This is a genomic window from Maricaulis maris (assembly GCF_049116555.1).
Lineage (GTDB): Bacteria > Pseudomonadota > Alphaproteobacteria > Caulobacterales > Maricaulaceae > Maricaulis > Maricaulis maris_C.
Genome location: NZ_JAGDYT010000008.1, coordinates 269064 through 286379, shown reverse-complemented (window position 1 = coordinate 286379; position 17316 = coordinate 269064). Strand labels below are relative to the sequence as shown.

At 63.2% G+C, this 17316-nt stretch carries 14 protein-coding genes; 6 read left to right on the top strand and 8 right to left on the bottom strand.

Features of this window, described 5'->3' with window-relative positions:
* Nucleotides 1-48: 48 nt before the first annotated feature.
* The 3 genes from JXQ94_RS11825 to phnC form a co-directional block, all read right to left on the bottom strand.
* Entirely contained in the window at nt 49-1248 is a 1200-nt protein-coding gene (locus tag JXQ94_RS11825) for an OprO/OprP family phosphate-selective porin (RefSeq protein WP_421924001.1), read from the bottom strand.
* Nucleotides 1249-1489: 241 nt separating this feature from the next.
* Nucleotides 1490-3529: a phosphonate ABC transporter, permease protein PhnE gene (gene phnE / locus JXQ94_RS11820; RefSeq protein WP_421924000.1), complete on the bottom strand. Its 2040-nt coding sequence runs from the start codon at nt 3527-3529 to the stop codon at nt 1490-1492.
* Nucleotides 3529-4323: a phosphonate ABC transporter ATP-binding protein gene (gene phnC / locus JXQ94_RS11815; RefSeq protein ID WP_421923999.1), complete on the bottom strand. Its 795-nt coding sequence runs from the start codon at nt 4321-4323 to the stop codon at nt 3529-3531. The genes phnE and phnC overlap by 1 nt, the downstream gene beginning before the upstream one ends.
* Nucleotides 4324-4391: 68 nt before the next feature.
* Here phnC and JXQ94_RS11810 point away from each other — a divergent pair, with 68 nt between their 5' ends.
* The 5 genes from JXQ94_RS11810 to JXQ94_RS11790 all read left to right on the top strand — a co-directional run bounded on the left by JXQ94_RS11810 (nt 4392) and on the right by JXQ94_RS11790 (nt 9673).
* Nucleotides 4392-4874, top strand: coding sequence for a prepilin peptidase (locus JXQ94_RS11810; protein ID WP_421923998.1), 483 nt, complete (start codon nt 4392-4394; stop codon nt 4872-4874).
* A gap of 280 nt (nt 4875-5154) precedes the next feature.
* Nucleotides 5155-6408: a type III PLP-dependent enzyme gene (locus JXQ94_RS11805; RefSeq protein WP_421923997.1), complete on the top strand. Its 1254-nt coding sequence runs from the start codon at nt 5155-5157 to the stop codon at nt 6406-6408.
* Between the two features lie 10 nt (nt 6409-6418).
* Nucleotides 6419-7465 carry a 1,9-bis(guanidino)-5-aza-nonane synthase gene (locus JXQ94_RS11800; protein ID WP_421923996.1) on the top strand — a complete coding sequence of 349 codons (1047 nt, stop codon included), beginning with the start codon at nt 6419-6421 and terminating at the stop codon, nt 7463-7465.
* 1018 nt (nt 7466-8483) lie between these two features.
* A complete protein-coding gene (locus tag JXQ94_RS11795; RefSeq protein WP_421923995.1) occupies nt 8484-8915 on the top strand; it encodes a hypothetical protein in 432 nt (143 codons plus the stop codon).
* 110 nt (nt 8916-9025) lie between these two features.
* The gene (locus tag JXQ94_RS11790; protein WP_421924119.1) at nt 9026-9673 is read left to right on the top strand and encodes a MarC family protein; all 648 of its coding nucleotides are present in this window, start codon (nt 9026-9028) and stop codon (nt 9671-9673) included.
* A 3-nt stretch (nt 9674-9676) separates the two neighbouring features.
* Here the strand turns inward: JXQ94_RS11790 and JXQ94_RS11785 are convergent, their stop codons facing one another.
* Nucleotides 9677-10282: a hypothetical protein gene (locus JXQ94_RS11785; protein WP_421923994.1), complete on the bottom strand. Its 606-nt coding sequence runs from the start codon at nt 10280-10282 to the stop codon at nt 9677-9679.
* Nucleotides 10283-10482: 200 nt separating this feature from the next.
* On the opposite strand from JXQ94_RS11785, the gene JXQ94_RS11780 reads away from it, so the two are divergent.
* Nucleotides 10483-10707 carry a hypothetical protein gene (locus tag JXQ94_RS11780; RefSeq protein WP_421923993.1) on the top strand — a complete coding sequence of 75 codons (225 nt, stop codon included), beginning with the start codon at nt 10483-10485 and terminating at the stop codon, nt 10705-10707.
* Here the strand turns inward: JXQ94_RS11780 and aguB are convergent.
* The 4 genes from aguB to JXQ94_RS11760 form a co-directional block, all read right to left on the bottom strand.
* The gene (aguB, locus tag JXQ94_RS11775; protein WP_421923992.1) at nt 10683-11540 is read right to left on the bottom strand and encodes an N-carbamoylputrescine amidase; all 858 of its coding nucleotides are present in this window, start codon (nt 11538-11540) and stop codon (nt 10683-10685) included. The two genes, JXQ94_RS11780 and aguB, sit on opposite strands and share 25 nt — an antisense overlap.
* Nucleotides 11541-11545: 5 nt before the next feature.
* Entirely contained in the window at nt 11546-12700 is a 1155-nt protein-coding gene (locus JXQ94_RS11770; RefSeq protein WP_421923991.1) for a serine hydrolase domain-containing protein, read from the bottom strand.
* Nucleotides 12701-12739: 39 nt separating this feature from the next.
* The gene (locus tag JXQ94_RS11765; protein WP_421923990.1) at nt 12740-13753 is read right to left on the bottom strand and encodes an agmatine deiminase family protein; all 1014 of its coding nucleotides are present in this window, start codon (nt 13751-13753) and stop codon (nt 12740-12742) included.
* Between the two features lie 118 nt (nt 13754-13871).
* Nucleotides 13872-17084: a TonB-dependent receptor gene (locus tag JXQ94_RS11760; RefSeq protein WP_421923989.1), complete on the bottom strand. Its 3213-nt coding sequence runs from the start codon at nt 17082-17084 to the stop codon at nt 13872-13874.
* Nucleotides 17085-17316: the final 232 nt, after the last annotated feature.

The following is a 17316-nucleotide window of genomic DNA, read 5'->3' as shown; positions in this document are numbered from 1 at the left end:
CCTTGCCACTAAACGATGCGGGCGCCATCAGGCCTGACCCGCGTTTGATCAGAAATCCCATTGCAGTCGGAGTTGTGCGCCCGACACGTCGGTGTCAGCAGCCCCGGGAACGGACAGCGTACCCTCAACGAGATTGGCCATGACACGAACATGGTCTTCCAGATACCAGTTCACGCCAAAGGTGAGATTGGTCAGCTCGCCGGCCGCGACACTGTCCAGATCAGCCCGGTCGAGGCGCACCGCGACTTCCCAGGCCCCGAACCCGCCTTCGGAGACGGTCGTGGTCGGTCGGGTGCGACCGAACTTGCCGGAGCTGGCCGAATAGCTGCGCGTCTCGCCGGTCAGGAACCAGCCGAAATTGACATATTGCGCGTTGAAATCAGGGTCGCCGGCCGGACCGTCGAGGGTCTGGTTCATCCACTCGGCTTCGACATGGAAAGCGCCGTTCACGGCGGCAAACTCAAGACCCCAAAAGAAAGACGTGTCGGCCTCACCAAGCGGGCGGCCCGGGCGGAAATCGGCGGTGACGATCCGGCTTGTGATGTGGGTTTGCGGACGCACACGGATGCGGGTGCCGGCATCGCCATAATCCATGTGGCGGACCGAGGCACCGAGATGGACGGTCGCGTCATTGACGGCGAAGGTCCGGGTCGCACGGGCCGAGATGGCAGAGCTGTCATCAAGCTCCAGCGACTGGGACAAATCGCCCGGACGACCGGCATAGACGCCGGCGCTGAGCGAATAATTGTCGCCACCACGCGCCAGCGTGACACCGACGCGACGATCCAGGCCGAACAGGTCGGTGCCAAGACCGCGTTCCATGAAGGTGATATAGCGTGAGGAGGTCTGCTCCTCGAGCGAATTGGTCGTCTTCATGTGGCCGACCTTCACGTCGAAAAGATCGGCGTCGAAGGTCAGATAGACGTCGTTGGCACCAATGGCTTCATTGATCCAGTCAAACTCGGCGACATAGTCGACGCCACGGACACTGCCGGTGATGCCCAGGCGCGCCGTGCGAATTTCGCTGTCGGCCCAGCCGGTGCGCGCGCCGTTCGAGGTGAAGTCGACATCGCCATAGTCGAGGAAGACACGGCCGCGGAAGGTGAAGCTGTCGCCGCTCTCCGAATTGGACCAGGACGGCACGCCGTCGAAGTCCCAGCCGTCAGAGTCCTGGGCGGAGACCGGGGACATGGCAAGAAGAGCAGTGCTGGCAGCGAGGACGCTGGTTGCAAGAAGATATCGGGTCACGATGGTATTCCTGATTACGTCGGGACGTCTCTCTGAGAAGCTGCGACAAAGGCAAAACGTGTCAAAGCGGCGTCGGTTGAATGAATCTTTTGCTACGGTTTCGGTGTTTCACGAAAACTCGTACTTCGACTTGATGACGGATTTACAACGAGCCCGTGACACGTTTGTTGCAATTCTTCGCCGGCACAAAAAAAGCCCGGAACGCGAGCGCTCCGGGCTTTCTTCGATCATCCGTGCTGCGTCAGGTCAGGCGCTTGCGCAGCAATTGCGACATCATGTCGATCAGGCTGACCGCGATGACGATGACCAGGACGATCGCTGCCGTGCGCTGGTAGTCGAAGGCCCGGACCGCTTCGAACAGGATCTGTCCGATTCCGCCCGCGCCGATCAGGCCGAGCACGGTCGCCGAGCGGGCATTCGATTCGAATCGGTAAAGGCCGAACGAGGTCCAGAGCGGCGCGACCTGCGGGATGACCGCCCAGATCACTTCATGGATCGGTCGCGCGCCGGTCGCCCGCACACCCTCGACCGGGCCATGGTCGATCGACTCGACCGCCTCGGAGAAGAGTTTGGCGAGCACCCCGGTCGTATGAAAGGCCAGGGCCATCACACCCGCCAGCGGCCCCAGGCCCACGGCCGCGATGAAGACCAGCGCAATGATCAGCTCGTTGATCGAACGGCACACATCCATCATCCGCCTGACCGGCTGGACAACCCAGCCCGGCGCCACATTGCGGGCACTGAGCAGACCGAATGGAATGGCCGAGACCACCGCGATGAACGTGCCCCAGATGGCGATCTGCACGGTCACCACCATTTGCGGGATGGCTTCTTCCAACCCGTGTGACAGGGCTTCCCAATAGCTCGCTCGCGACGCGCTGTCAGCAATGTCATCGGGCAGGAAGCCGCCGATGAACTCGCCCATATCGCCGGCATTTTCGACCAGGAGATAGGATCGGTCCATGTCCGCGGAATCGAAACTCCAGACCAGAACGACGATTGTACCGGCCGCGATCACCGCATTGGCGACGCGCTCCATCAGCGGCACTTTCGGCCCCGGGCCGCGCGGCGCAGAGGCCCACAGCAAGAGAACCACACCGCCCACGGCCACGATCAGCAGAACCCCACCCATGATCCAGTTCGGACCTCCGGCTTCGGCGCGCGGCTGGTCGGCCGCCTCATTGGTGATCTGCTCGAAGGAATTGCCCTGGCTGGTCAGACCCGTATTGCCGGCCTCGACTTCGGCCAGGCGGGCTTCCAGCTCGGCGATGCGCGTGCTGCGCTCCTCATCCGTCAGGTCCGGGTCATTGCGGACATTGGTCAGGTCCCGAACGATCTCAAGCTGAACGATCGGATCGAGATGCGCATTGGAGGCCGGCAGGAAGGTGCCGAAATAGAGCGGGTCGAGGACGGCCCGCGCTTCGGCAATTTCCTCGGCGGTGCCCATACGACCGTAATTCATGAAGAAGTATTGCAGGCGCTGCTTGGCCTCGACATCAAGATCGGCCCGCCAGACGATCGGGTCCGTGCCGATCATCGGAGAGCGCCAGATCTCGCGCAGGCGCGCATGCATGTCCGGGCGCGAGCGCTCGAGCAGGATCATGTTGGTGGTGTTGTTGGTGCCGACATCGATCAGGTCATTGGCCACCGCGACCGCATTGGCCTCGTGGTTGGCATTGCGGACCGAGTTGTAGCACTCGTTCGGATCGATCCCGCGCGGCGCGAAAATGAAGGCCGAGGGCACCAGATAGCCCGAGGTCGAATTGGGGTCGCCCATCCCGAAATCGAGGCTCTGGTCACAGGTCAGGATATCGTCAACCGTCCGGATCGGGCTGTCATTCGGGACGAGAAGGACCGAGTGATAGCCTTCCGATCCGTCCGGATAGGTCGCCTTGGCGAAGACTTCACCCCCGGCACGGCGCACGGCCTGCAGGCCGGAGAAGTTGGAGAACCAGGCGAACTGCACGCTGTCATAGCGCATGGCCTGGATCACGCCGGCATAGTCGGAGGCGTAGTAAGGCTGGATGTCATAGCCGGTCCAATCGGACATGGCATCGATGAAGGGCCGCCAATTGACCTCCTGGGTCGAGGACGACTCGGTGGCGATGATGCCGAAATTCAGCACGCGGCGCTCTTCGCCCGGCGCCGCGGCATTGCTGGCGGCTCCGGTCGAGGAACGCGGCTGGTCCGCCGAGCCGGAACAGGCGGTCAGGGTCAGGGCGGCAAGAAGGAGGCAGGCCTTGGCGAGGCTGCGGAGCGGTTGGTTCAGGACGGACTTCATCACGCGTCTCCCCCTTCGAAGGCGGTTTCGAACTCGGGGCCGTAAATCTCGATCAACTTGTCACGCTTCAGCTCGCTGGCCGGTCCGTCATAGACGATACGGCCCTTGTTGAGCGCCACGATGCGGTCACAGAAGCGCTGGGCATAATCAACCTGGTGGAGGGTCACCACCACTGTCAGCTTGTCGTCCTGATTGAGCTCACGCAGCGTCTCCATCACCTTGCGGGCCGACACCGGATCGAGCGAGGCAATCGGTTCGTCGGCAAGCAGGACTTCGGCACCCTGGACCAGGGCCCGGGCAATCGCGCCGCGCTGCTGCTGGCCACCGGACAGATTGGAGGCCCGCCGCGCCGCGAAACTGTCGACACCGACGCGGGTCAGCGCGTCCATGGCGGTCTGCTTGACCTCATTGGGGAAGATTCCCAACACGCCGCGCCAGGTCGGCAGGCGACCGAGCGCGCCGACCAGCACGTTCTGGAACAGGGACAGGCGACCGACCAGATTGAACTGCTGGAAGATGAAGCCGAGCTTGATCCGGTTGCGCTGGACCCCATTGGACAACTTGCCATGCTGCTGCATGGTCCGCCCCATCACCGAGACCGGCCCGCTGGCCTCGTCGGCGACCTGCAGGGCTGCGGCAACGCGCAGGAGGGTGGATTTGCCGGATCCGGACGGACCGATCAGCGCGACCATTTCACCTGGTTTGACATCCAGGCTCACATCGTCGAGCGCCTTCGTCTCACCAAATGTCATCCGGACATTTTCAGCGTGGAGCGCCAGCGCGGCGTCTGTCATTGTATCTACCCCTTGTTGAGCCCCGATCTTGTGGCTCATGCGTATTACACTTTTGTGACAGGACGGGAATGATTCACATTCAGCTGGCAACAACCGGGCTGATCGCCTGTCTCGCGGGCCTCGCCTGGATCGACGCGCGCACCATGCGCCTCCCCGACATCCTGACCCTGCCATTGATCGCCGCCGGTGTCCTCCTCAACGTCCTTGTTCTCGGCACACCCTGGGCGTCACTTGTCGGGGCGGGCTTGGGGTATGGCAGCTTCGTCGCGATAGAAATCGGCTATCGGCGGTTGCGGGGTCGGGACGGGCTGGGGCGCGGGGATGCCAAATTGGTCGCGGCCGCCGGTGCCTGGTGCGGAGGCTGGTTGCTGCCCCTGATCATCCTGGTCGGCTCGGTATCCGCCCTGGCTTTCATGCTGACGCGCGCGGTGATCCGGAGGGAAAAGCTGGATTCTGCGCAGGCCTTCCCCTTCGGCCCCTGGCTGGCCCTGGGCTTCCTGGCGGGCTGGATTTACCGGGCCTATGGTCCGGGTCTCTACGTCGCATTCTGACGGGCTGCCCCTGTCCCGGACTGTCGATACCGAGGCGACGACCCGCCCATGGGTGCAGGCGCACGGATGGCTGAAGGGGAGAGGGTTGTGTGGCCGACCATCGGGCCTGACCGGTCTCGCGCACATCCCTGCCTCGACACGGGGGACGCCCGGTCGGCGCCAAAATTCGCGCGCCGGAAATTTCCTGCTTTACACGCCCGAAAATTGACTTTAATCGCGCTTTTCCCGGCGGAGGTGACGATGCCGGATTGGGTTAACAACGAGCAGGGGGTCACGTGAATTGCACACGTACCATACTCCCCTGGACCTGGTCCGTTCGCGGCACGTAGAAAATCCGGTCGTCTGTGTACGGCCGGACCGCGTTGCCGAGGCAGGACGCTGGTTCCAGGATAACTTCCCGGGCGAAGTCCTCTACGCTGTCAAAGCCAACCCGGCGCCCTGGATCCTCCAGGCGCTGCACAAGGCGGGCACACGTTTCTACGACGTCGCCTCGATCCCGGAAATCCAGCTTGTCGCCGCGCACTGCCCCGGCAGTCGCATGGCCTTCCTGCACCCGGTGAAAAGCCGTGAATCCATCCGTCGGGCCTATTATGAATTCGGCGTGCGGATTTTTGCGCTCGATTGCGAAGCCGAGCTGCGCAAAATCCTCGAGGAAACCAATCACGCGGAGGATGTCACACTGATCGTGCGTCTGGCCGTGTCCAATGACGGGGCGATGTTCTCGCTGGCCGGAAAATTCGGTGCGCCCGCCTATGAGGCTGCCGAGCTGATCCGCAAGACGCGCGCCCATGCCGATGAGCTAGGAGTGAGCTTCCATGTCGGTTCGCAATGCATGCAGCCCTCGGCCTATCGCTCGGCCATGCAGGAAGCCTCGCGCCTGATCGTTCAGGCCGGTGTCACGGTCGACATTGTCGATGTCGGCGGCGGCTTCCCCTCTATCTATCCAGGCATGACCCCGCCGCCCATGGAAGACTATGTCGCCGCCATCGAGGACGCCTTCGAGGAGATGATGGTGCTCGAGAATGCCGATCTGTGGTGCGAACCCGGCCGGGTCCTGGTGGCCGAGGCCGAGTCCGTCCTGGCCCGTGTCGAGCTGCGCAAGGGCGATGCCCTCTATCTCAATGACGGCGCCTATGGCCGCCTGTTTGACGCCGCGCACGCCAAATGGCCCTTCCCGGTCCGGCTGCATCGACCGCGCACCAGCGGGCCGCGCGACGAGGCCGGCGAGCAGACCGCCAGCTTCCGCTTCTTTGGCCCGACCTGTGACAGCCTGGATGCCATTCCCGGCCCGTTCGAACTGCCCGCCGATATCCGCGAGGGCGATGTCATCGAGATCGGCATGCTTGGTGCCTATGGCACCGCCCTGGCCACCGACTTCAACGGCTTCGGTGCCGTTGAATGGGTCGTGGTTGAGGATATGCCCTGGCCATCTATGTTCGAGGCCCAATCCGACCTGGCTGAAGATGACGACGCCAAGGTCATCAGTTTCGCCCGCGCCCGCCGGCGCCGTCCGCGCCTGAAACGGCGAGCTTGAGGAAACAGACATGAGCGATACATCCAACCGCAAGGCCGAGCTTCTGGCCCATCCGGTCGAGCATATCGACATCACCGCCTTTGACGGCCGCCCCATGATCGACGCCTGGGAGAAGATGTCCTTCACCTCGCGTGATGCCGCCCGAGCGGCGCGCATCCTGCAGCAGGCTGTCGCCGATCCGGATTGCTCGGTCATCCTGACCCTCGCCGGCTCGACCTCGGCGGGCGGTTGCATGCATGTCTGGCGCGACATGGTGCGCAACAACATGGTCGATGCCATCGTCTCGACCGGCGCCTCCATCGTCGACATGGATTTCTTTGAAGCCCTCGGCTTCAAGCATTACCAGGCCCGCGAAATCCCCGACGACCGCGAGCTGCGCGATCTCTATATCGACCGCATCTACGACACCTATATCGACGAGGAAGAGCTGCAGGCCTGCGACGCCGCGACGCTGGAGATTGCCGACCTCTTGGAACCCGGCCCGCGCTCCTCGCGCTCCTATATCAAGGCGATGGGCAAATGGCTGGCCGACGGCAATGCCAAGAAGCAGGGCTCGCTCGTGCAGGAATGCTATGAGCACGGCGTGCCGATCTTCTGCCCGGCCTTCTCGGACTGCTCGGCCGGCTTCGGCCTCGTCAAACACCAGGTCGAGCGGATGAAGGCCAAACAGCCCTATCTCTCGATCGACAGCGTCGCCGATTTCCGCGAGCTGACCGACATCAAGATCAAGGCCGGCAAGACGGGCCTGTTCATGGTCGGTGGCGGCGTCCCGAAAAACTTCGCCCAGGACACCGTCGTCTGCGCCGAGATTCTCGGCGTCGAAGTGCCGATGCACGCCTATGCCGTCCAGATCACCGTCGCCGATGTGCGCGACGGCGCCTGCTCCTCGTCCACGCTCAAGGAAGCCTGCTCCTGGGGCAAGGTCGACGTGGCCCTGGAACAGATGGTCTTCGCCGAAGCCTCGACCGTCGCCCCGGTCATCGCCTCGGACGTCTACCACCGCCGCGACTGGGAAAAGCGCCCGCGTCGGCGGTTTGGGGACATGTTCGAGGACTAGGATTTTCGATGGTTCACGGAAAAGCCCTGGCGGGGACGCCGGGGCTTTTTTGTTTTGCGCCAGCACTCTCATCGAAACACTCCCAACACACCGTCATCCCACGGTGCCTGCGCAGCGGGCATCCGGGGGATGACGGTGTGTTGGGGATTGCGGGTGACGGCGTTGGAGCGGATACGGCGCACTCCCGGCAAAGGCTGTATGGCGAAGCGGGCGCCGGTGGCGGCTGACTTTCAATCCCCTACTCGTTGTCACCCCAGGCGGAGCCCTGACTTGATCAGGGCGGAGATCCGGGACCGATAAGCCTTGTGCTTCCGGGATGACAATCGGGGGGCGACGACTTCCTCGCTCTACGCATCCTCGCCCTTGGTACGCGCGGATCGGACCGGTTGTATCCCTGCTTCTCCCCTCTTGGGGAGAAGTGGCCCGCAGGGCCGATGAGGGGCGGCGCGTCAGCGCCCGATCAGACTCTTGATTGCGCCGCGTTGCGGCGCGCCCCTCACCCCCTTCGCGCGATGCGCTCCGGGACCTCTCCCCGGTCGGGGAGAGGCCGTTTATCCCCCGGCCCGCCACCCTAACCCACTGCAAACACGCGGCTTCCACAAAAACTTGTCCCCACCCCCTCGCACCCATCGCATACTCCTCCCGTCCCGCGTCACTCGAGGCCCGGATTGGTGATCCGGGGGCGTTGGGAGAACGGAGCTCGTCCGGTTGCCTGGAAACACCGCCAGACCAACCCGGCGTGGCCATCGATGGGACGGCGGCACAAAGCTCGACCGCTTTATCCCATCGGTTTCGAGACGGGGCCGGCAACGGCCCTGAGTAAATCTCCGTGTGCGAGGTGCCCCCGGCGCCACCCATACAACTTCCATAGCAAGGCACCGGCAAGGCACCTCGCACCCCTCAACTGCCCCAACCGCCAGGCGATCCCGCCATGGCGCGGCCGGGCTTGCTATCCATCCAGTCAGCGAAAGGACCTGCCATGTCACGTCGCCTTCCCTGCCAACACCGTCGGAATGCCATGTCGGCGCATCCACGCCTCCGAACGGCGGGGGAGGCGCCCGACCCGAGCTTTGGTGACGGGCCGACAACCGGACGCCGATGCCTCGGCGCGGCCGCGATAGCGCTCAATTCCGGTGATGATGCGGCGGCGCAGAAGCTGCTGGGCCTGGCCAGGGATTTCATCGCCCTGTCGCGCGCCGATATCGCCATGGCCCGTGAGCAATTGCGGCTGACGGCGGAAACCGAAGTCGCCAAGCGTGACGCGCAGGTCGCGTGGTACAACGCGGCGGGCCTGTCGGTCGAGGAGATCGAGCTCGACATGCAGATCAGGGAGGATGCCGAACGCATCCGCCACGCCCGGGAAGCGGGCCATACCGAGCCCGAACCGCGTTGGCCGGAGAGTTGGGAATTGGTAGAGGGAGGCCGCGACGGGCCAACGGACGGCCATTGAGTTGGCGGGCCGGCCTTTTTGCATACCCAACTTGCCAATCCATGCATCAAAAATATCGTGACCCGGCTCACCGTCCCGGTTATGCGGGCCTTGCAAACAGGACTTTCGCCATGCTCGAGCTTTTCACCTCCGCCCTCGTCACGTTTTTCGTGGCCATCGACCCGCCCGGTGTCGCGCCGATCTTTGCCTCGCTGACCAATGGCGCGCCGAACGCGCACAAACGGGCCATGGCCATCAAGTCTGTCGTGATTGCGACCGGCGTCCTGCTGGGCTTTGCGCTGGGCGGCGGCTGGTTGCTCAATGCGATGCATATCAGTCTCGACGCCTTCCGCATCGCCGGCGGGGTGCTCTTGTTCCTGATGGCGCTGGAGATGATCTTCGAGAAGCGCACCGAGCGCCGCGAAGGCCGGGCCGATGCGATCATGGACGAACATGATGCCCATCCGGAAACCTGGGAGGACATCTCGGTCTTCCCGATGGCCATACCGATGCTCGCCGGGCCCGGAGCCATCGCCACGGTCATGCTCTACATGTCCGATGCGGGTGGCTGGATGGAAAAGGGCGTTGTGCTCGGGTCCGCTGGCGTGATCCTTGTCATCTGCCTGATCACCTTCCTGGCCATCGGCCCGGTGATGCGGGTGATCGGCGACTCGATGGCCGCCATGATCACCCGGATCCTCGGCGTTATCCTGGCTGCCCTCGCCGCCCAATTCATCATCGACGGCATTCTGGGCGCCCTGGTCAACGCGCCGGTCTGACGGCTATTCGGCAAGCCGGGTCAGCGTCATGGACATGCTGGGGTAACACGGCCCCTCGGACTGGCAATACTCACCGGTCTCGGTCCAGGTCTGCGCATCAATGTTCGCGGTGAACACCATGCGGGCCTGGGGCCCCAGCGGAATCTCCCAGACATAGCCGGTCTCGGTGATGGTCATCTCGTAACGCTCCGGACCGCCTTGCGCGGTTGCCGCGAACATCTGGTAAGCCGCACCCTCGCGACTGACAAACCCGGCGGCATCGTGAACCAGGCGCCCATCGCGACCGGCACCGGCCGGGGCATAGCCCATCCCGCGGATCATCACCGCATTGCCGCCGCCAACGCTTTCGACGCGTTCAAAAATGTCGAACGTCTCACGGCTGCCATCGGGCATGGTCGACCAACCCGAGCCTTCCCAGCTTCCGATCATGCTGGCCAGGGCATCGCCGGGCGTTTGTGATGGCGCTGCCTCCTGCGCCAGAGCCGGCGCGGCCAGGCTCAGGGCTGTCGCCACGCTGATTGCGGCGATACGAATGGCAGACCCCGGGTCGGACTTGGAACGGGTTTGAACGTGTGAAACAGGCATGTCGATCTCCTTGATTGATGTCATGCACTTTACATCACAAAGTTCTTTTATCGAGCGGGATTCAGAGCACCGGAGTCCACCCCTGGGGCCCGTGGCGAAAGCGGTCGGCGCGCCCGACGTCCGCCCAACAGCGAGGACGGAAACCAAGTGTTAGCCCTATTCTGCCATTCTGAGGCCATAGAGGGGTCGATACTCACGACCACGCGGGGGTGATGGAGGAATGCATGGGCTACAGCCTTGCCATGCTGCTCACCGCAGCGACCGTATCTGCCGGCGGATTGACGGCATCCGCTCTCAGCCTGACCCAGGGTCAGACGGACCAGGCCATCGCATTTGGTTGGCCGGCCATCGCCGTCGCTTTCATAATCATCATGCTTTTACCGACCGGACGTCGTCGTCAGACCACGCGCCGCGAGCCGCGCGATCAGGACGAGCGGGTCGAGAAATAGGGCTCGTAGAGGTCCGGCCGACGATCACGGAAAAAACCCCAGGCGGCGCGATGCCGCTGGAGGAAGTCCAGATCGAATGTGCCGGAGACAATACCGGCCTCTGAACGCCCCAGCGCGGAGACGGCCTCGCCCGTATGACTGGCGACAAAGGATGAGCCGTAAAAGACCTGCCCGCCCTCATCGCCGATCCGGTTGGCCGCGATCACCGGGATCACATTCGACACCGCATGCCCCTGCATGGCGCGCCGCCAGCGCTCCGCCGTATCGAGACTGTCATCATGCGGCTCGGAGCCGATCGCGGTCGGATAAAGCAGGACTTCGGCCCCCATCATGGTCATCGCCCGCGCCGCCTCGGGGAACCATTGGTCCCAGCAGATCCCGACTCCGATCCGGCCGACCTTGGTCTCCCAGACCTTGAAACCGGTATTGCCCGGCCGGAAGTAGAACTTCTCCATATAGCCGGGACCATCGGGAATATGGCTCTTGCGATAGACACCCAGCGCGGATCCGTCGGTATCGAGCATCACCAGTGAATTATAGTAGTGCGGCCCGTCGCGCTCATAGATCGAGACCGGAATGACCACGCCGAGTTCTTCGGCCAGCGGTTGCAATGCCGTGACGCAGGGATGCTCCAGAGCCGGATAGGCCGTCGCGAAGAACGCCTCGTCCTGGACCTTGCAGAAATAGGGGCCCTGGAAGAGTTCCGGCGGCAGGATGACCTGGGCGCCCTGGCCCGCAGCCTCGCGGATCAACCCGCTTACCGTGGCGATATTGGCCGCCATATCGACACCAAATGCGGCCTGCAGGCCGGCAACGGTAAGTGTTCTTGCCATGGGCGTCAGTCCTCCAGGAAGCGGTCGAGCCAATGTCCGGGCCCGTCCCCTGTCCGCAGATCCATCACGGTCGGCCACAGCCACCAGGCTGGCCGATTGTCGGAATTCCAGAGCGCCACAAAAGCGAATCCGGTCTCCGGTTCAAGCACGATTTGCGCGCCATAGCCGGAGAGATAACCGGAATGCAAAACCAGCGTGCGGCCCTCCCAGTCATAAATGCGCCAACCCAGCCCGTACCAGGTCTGATCGACGCGTTGACGCAAGTCACCAAGTCGCCGTGTCTCCCTCAGCGTATCGGTCAGCGGCGCATGGATGCGTGACCGCACCGTATCGGACAGGCCGGGCCGGGCCCCCATCTGGATCTGGGCCCAGAGGATCATGTCATCAAGCGACAAGTTGAGACCGGAGGCGGAGGGGATGGTGTCGTAGGGCGTCGACGGATCACCGGGCCGGTTGGTCTGCCGCCGCCAGCCACTGTGCGGACGCGCCCAGGACGGTGACCCGGTCAGCGCAACAGTCCCGACCGAAGCCGCAGGCAGACCCAGCGGGTCAATCAGACGGCTGCGCATCACCGATTCGAAATCCTCGCCGGTGGCCTCGCTGACGACGCCCTCAAGCGCCGAGAAGGCGATATTCTGGTAGGTGTAGCAATCGCCGACCGGGCAGAGCAGGTCGACATTGGCCAGCCGGGCGCGAATGCGCGATGGCGCCTGGCCGGCCTCCAGGTCGAGATCATAGGCATTGGGCGGCAGGCCGGTGCGGTGGCTGGCAATCTCCTCCAGCGTCGGTTGACGGCCGCCCTGCACGCGCAGGACATCGCCGGGAACAGGCGCTGACAGATCGATCAGACCGTCCGCCTCCAGCAGGCCGAGCAGGGTGCCGGTGAAGGTCTTGGACACGGAGGCCGCACGAAACAGGGTCTGGCGGGTCACCGCCTCTCCGGACCCCGCAGCAGTCTCGCCATGGGTATAGACATAGACCGGCTCGCCATTCTCGATCACCGCCGCCACAAGGCCGACAATGCGCGGATCGGCCATCGCCGCGTCGAGACGGGAGCCCAGTGTTTCAAGATAGGGATGGCTGGCACGCGGGTCGGCAAAGGCCGCCGCCGTGGCGTCAGGAATCGCTGGCGTCTGGGCCCCGGCGGGCAAGGTCGCCACACAACAGGTCAAGGCTGTCAGGATGGATCGGATCAATCCTTATTCTCCGGCTTGGTGACAGGTCACACAGTGGAAGGCCCCTCCACCGCTGAGTATGGCACGCGCTGAGGCTGCGACCACCTCACGATCCGGAAAAATCCTGCGCAAGGCCGTGATCGCGGCTGCGCCGCTCTCGGTGCCATAGACCGGAACCACGATATTGCGCGGCCCGATGACCCAGTTCATATGGCTGGCCGGCACCACTTCGCCATCGCCCAGGTCGACCCGACCCGGCGAGGGAATGCGGCGGACCTGCAGGCGACGGCCCCGGGCATCGATCATGCCGGAGAGCTGGCGGGCGATGGCTTCGAGGACGGCGCCTTGCGGATCATCATCGCCCCGGGGGCTTTGGCAGACCACGACACCGGGCCGGGCAAAACGGACGATATTGTCGATATGACCATCGGTATGATCGGCGACCAGACCGTCATCAACCCACAGGATTTTCTCGACGCCCAGGGCCGCCTTCAAGCGGGCTTCCACCGCAGCCTCGCCAAGGCCCGGATTGCGGTTCTGATTGAGCAGGCATTGCCGGGTCGTGATCAGCGTACCCTCACCGTCAAACTCCAGCGCCCCACCTTCGGCGACCAGGTCGACCTTCTCCTGGCGCGCACCGGCCAGCTTCGCGATCACGCCGCCAATCGTGTCATCACCGGGCAGTTCATACTTGCCGCCCCAGCCATTGAAGCGGAAACGCACCGCCACCGCCTCGCCGTCACGGCGCAGGAAAACCGGCCCGGTATCGCGGGCCCAGACGTCACCGAACGGGGCCCTCACCACGCGCGCCTGGCGCCCCAGCGCCTTTCGGGCGGAGGCTTCAGCCTGGTCCGTGGCGGCGAGAATGGTGAGGTCAAGGGTCCGACCGGTCGCAGACGGCGCAATCGCGGCCTTGAGAAAGCGGGCGAACTCAGCCTGGGCCGGCTCCAGATCCGCTTCCCACAGCGCGCCATCGGAGGGCCAGCAGGTGAAGAGGTGCGCCTGGGGGGCGGTTTCGTGAGGCAGGTCGGTTGTCATGGCCGCGCCTCTATCACGCAGCCGGATTCTTGGCGAGATGCAAAAGGACTGATGGCTCGCGCAAAAAAGAAGGGCGGCCCGAGAGCCGCCCTTCCCAAGTGTCAGATGATGCTGCGGCTTAGAAGTTGTAGCGCAGACCAACGCGAACCGACCAGAGCGAGGCTCCGCCCACACGTGTCGTGGTCGTCGGGTCGTTGAAGTCCGAGTAGACGAACTGCGTGTTGGTGCCATTCAGCTCCGCATCGACAACCCGGTTGCGACGCGGGAAGCCAGCCTCATTGAGGATGCCCCACTCGTCATTCAACAGGTTGGTGAAGTTGTCGATGTCGAGGAAGACCTGCGAACGGTGACCTTCCATGAAGCCCGGCAGGTCCTGCGAGATACGCAGATCTGCCTTGGTCCACCAACCACCCTGGTCGCCATTGCGTTCGGCAAAGCCGCCCGCCTGGCCACTCAGGCCGGCATCCTGGATGAAGTTGAAGAAGGCCGAGACTTCAGCCGCCGACAGGGCGGACAGGTCGACATTCGGGTCGGTCGGATCGGTCGGCACGTAGAGGAGCCAGTTATCGCCCGACAGGAACGGGTTGAAGTTCGTCAGGTCACCACCGCCATTGGCGTTCATGGTGTAGCTGAACGGACGTCCCGAAGTGGCCATCGCGAAGAGGCTGAAGCGGGTCGAATAGTCCTGAACGAACTCGTGCTCGTAGTTCACGTTGAGCGTGAAGCGGTTCTCGATGTTGTAGTTCGACAAGGAGGCCACTTCATCGTTCACGCCGACGAAGGAACGACTGACATAGTTCGAGAAGGCGACCGACGAGGTCATCGGCTGGACATCTTCGGCGTCATTGTAGGCGTAGCCGAAGATCCAGTTCAGACCGAAGTCATAGTCTTTCTCGATCGTGAAGGCGAAGTTGATGCTTTCCGCTTTAACATCCGTATTGGTCAGCTCCAGCGTACCCGGCGAATTGACCGAAGAGTACAGCGGGAAGCCAGCCGGGCCGGTGCCGGTCTCGACCAGGTCACGACGCGTGATGATCGCGGCGTTGTGGTCCTGCGACCAGAGCAGGTCGGCATTGATGCGGTAGTCACCACCGAGGAAGTTGTCCATCGGAAGGTAGAGGTCATACGTACCACCGAAGGAGACTTTCCACTCGCCCGGGATCTCGAAATTCGGGTCGAGGCTGTTCATCTCGAAGCCCGGCGAACCAGACCCGGCCGCAACGGCGTCGATCAGCTGCGACGGAACCGAGTAGCCCGGTCCGGGGCCATCCGGGTACACAACGCCCGCATCAAACAGGGTCGTGAAGCCAGCGTTGAAGAATTCACGCTCGTTCACGCCGAACTGGGAGATGAAGTCGGTCGAGTAGGTGTTGGAGAGCCAGACGTTCGGATCACCACCGGAGAAGAGACCGAAGCCACCACGCAGGGAGAGGTCGTCATTGACGTCCCACTGGATGCCGAGGCGCGGCTGAAGCAGGTCACGACCGTCCATGCTCTGGGCATTGGAGTAGCCGTAGGACGCCAGGAAGTTGGCGTTCTCTGCCGGCGTGTCGTCCGAGGTGTAGAAGTCGTAGCGCAGGCCTGCGGTGACAACGACGCCATTGCCCAGATCCCACTCGTCCTGAGCGTACAGGGCGTTGGACGCGTAGGACCAGTCAGCCGCCGCGTCGGTCGGGTTCAGGCTCGGTGCGTTGTTGTAGTCGATATCGTCCGGGATACCATTGCGGAAGTCGGCAATGCTGTCGAAATCGTACTGGCCGATCGTGTGCTGAACGAACAGGTTGAAGATGTCCGTTTCTTCACGCTCGAAACCGAACGAGAAGGTGTGGTTTTCCCACGTGTAGGAACCGCGCGCCGTCAGGTTGAAGACGGTGTAGTTCAGCTCGTTCGACTGACGGGAGTCATCTTCACCGATATAGATGGTGTTGCGCTGGCCCGTGCCGTCGGTGGCGAGGGAGTTGCTGTCCGTGATGCGCATCTCGCCGAAGCCGTCCTGGCCGATCGAGTTCTGGCGGTTGACCAGATCGGTGAAGCCGATGCGGACTTCCGTGGAGAAGCTCTCGGTCCAATCCGAGTACAACGAACCCACATAACGGTTCAGCTCGGCGCCACGCTCATAGAGGTGGTTGGAGAATTCGAACTCGTTCGGGTCACCATCAGACGCGGTGATGTTGTAGCCGTCATTGTAGAGATAAACGAAGTCAGCGCGGTGCTGGTTGTTGATCTCCCAATCCAGACGAACAAGCAGCTTGTCGTCTTCGTTCGGGAAGCTCGACGGTGCGAAGCCCGGATCGTAGTTGTAGATGGTGCGGGCGATGTCGAGGATCTCGTCGAACTCGGCCTGCGTGAAGCCGGCGACTTCGTTCAGGGCACCAGAACCTTCAACGCCGCGCGTGAAGGTGTTGGCACCTTCGAGGTGCTCGTAGTTCACGAAGAAGAAGAGACGATCTTCGATGATCGGGCCACCAACGTGGAAGCCGTAGCGCTGCTCGTCGAATTCCGGAGCCTGGACACCGGAACCTTCAAGGCTGTCACCCTGCAGGGAGTCGCTGGTGTAGTCGTAGAAGGCGCCACCATGGAACTCATTGCCGCCGGAGCGGGTCACGGTGTTGATGTTACAGGCCGAGAAGCCGCCGTAGAAAACGTCAAACGGAGCCAGCTCGACAGCGACCTGCGACAGGGCGTCAAACGGGAAAGGCTGACGCTCGGTCGGGAAGCCGTTCCGGTTCAGGCCGAAACCGTCATTGATGCGGACACCGTCGAGGGTCAGCGAGTTGAAGCGCGAGTTGGCGCCGGCGCACTGGATGCCGTCGACATCAGCTTCGTCGACATAGACGCGCGGGTCAGTCCGGATGATGTCGTTGATCGTGCGGTTCACGGACGGCAGACGCTCGAGGTCCTGCTGGGTGAAGACAGCCGACGGGCCGACAGCGACTTCAACGGCGTTGATCGCGGACGCGGTCACGACGATGACATCAGCAGACTCGGAATCGAGGCTGAGGGCGAGTTCCGTGGAGGCACCCAGTTCGACGAAGACACCTTCAACGCGCTGACCGGCAAAACCCGGAGCCGTCACGGTGACGATGTATGGGCCACCCGGGCGCAGGTTGTCGGCAGCGAAAATGCCGGAGGCGCTGACCGACGTGGTCCGCACGGAGCCGGTCGGCTGGTGCAGGACGGTGACCGTAGCGCCATTGACCGGGCTACCGCTGCTGGTAGCCACCGAGCCCGAGATCGAGCCGGTTGTCTGCTGGGCGTAAACCGCGGCAGGCGCCGCAGCCAGCAGGGCGATAGTCGCCGTGCCGAGAGAAAGTTTCTTAATAAAAGACATTGAGCATGTCCCCCGATAGACCGAAGAGCGGGGAGGCGTTCCCCGAACGAAGCACGGGCCGTCTACGCCGGGCAGTCGAACTTTCCAAGACACATAAAAGAAGCTTTTGTGACAGAGAGCGTGTTGCAGAGCGGCAGAGATTGCGCTCGCAGCCGCAGCAAACCGCAAGATATGTGTGTGCAGCCGCACAAAACCTCAAAATCCGCCACTCCGAAAAAAATTCGACGCAGAT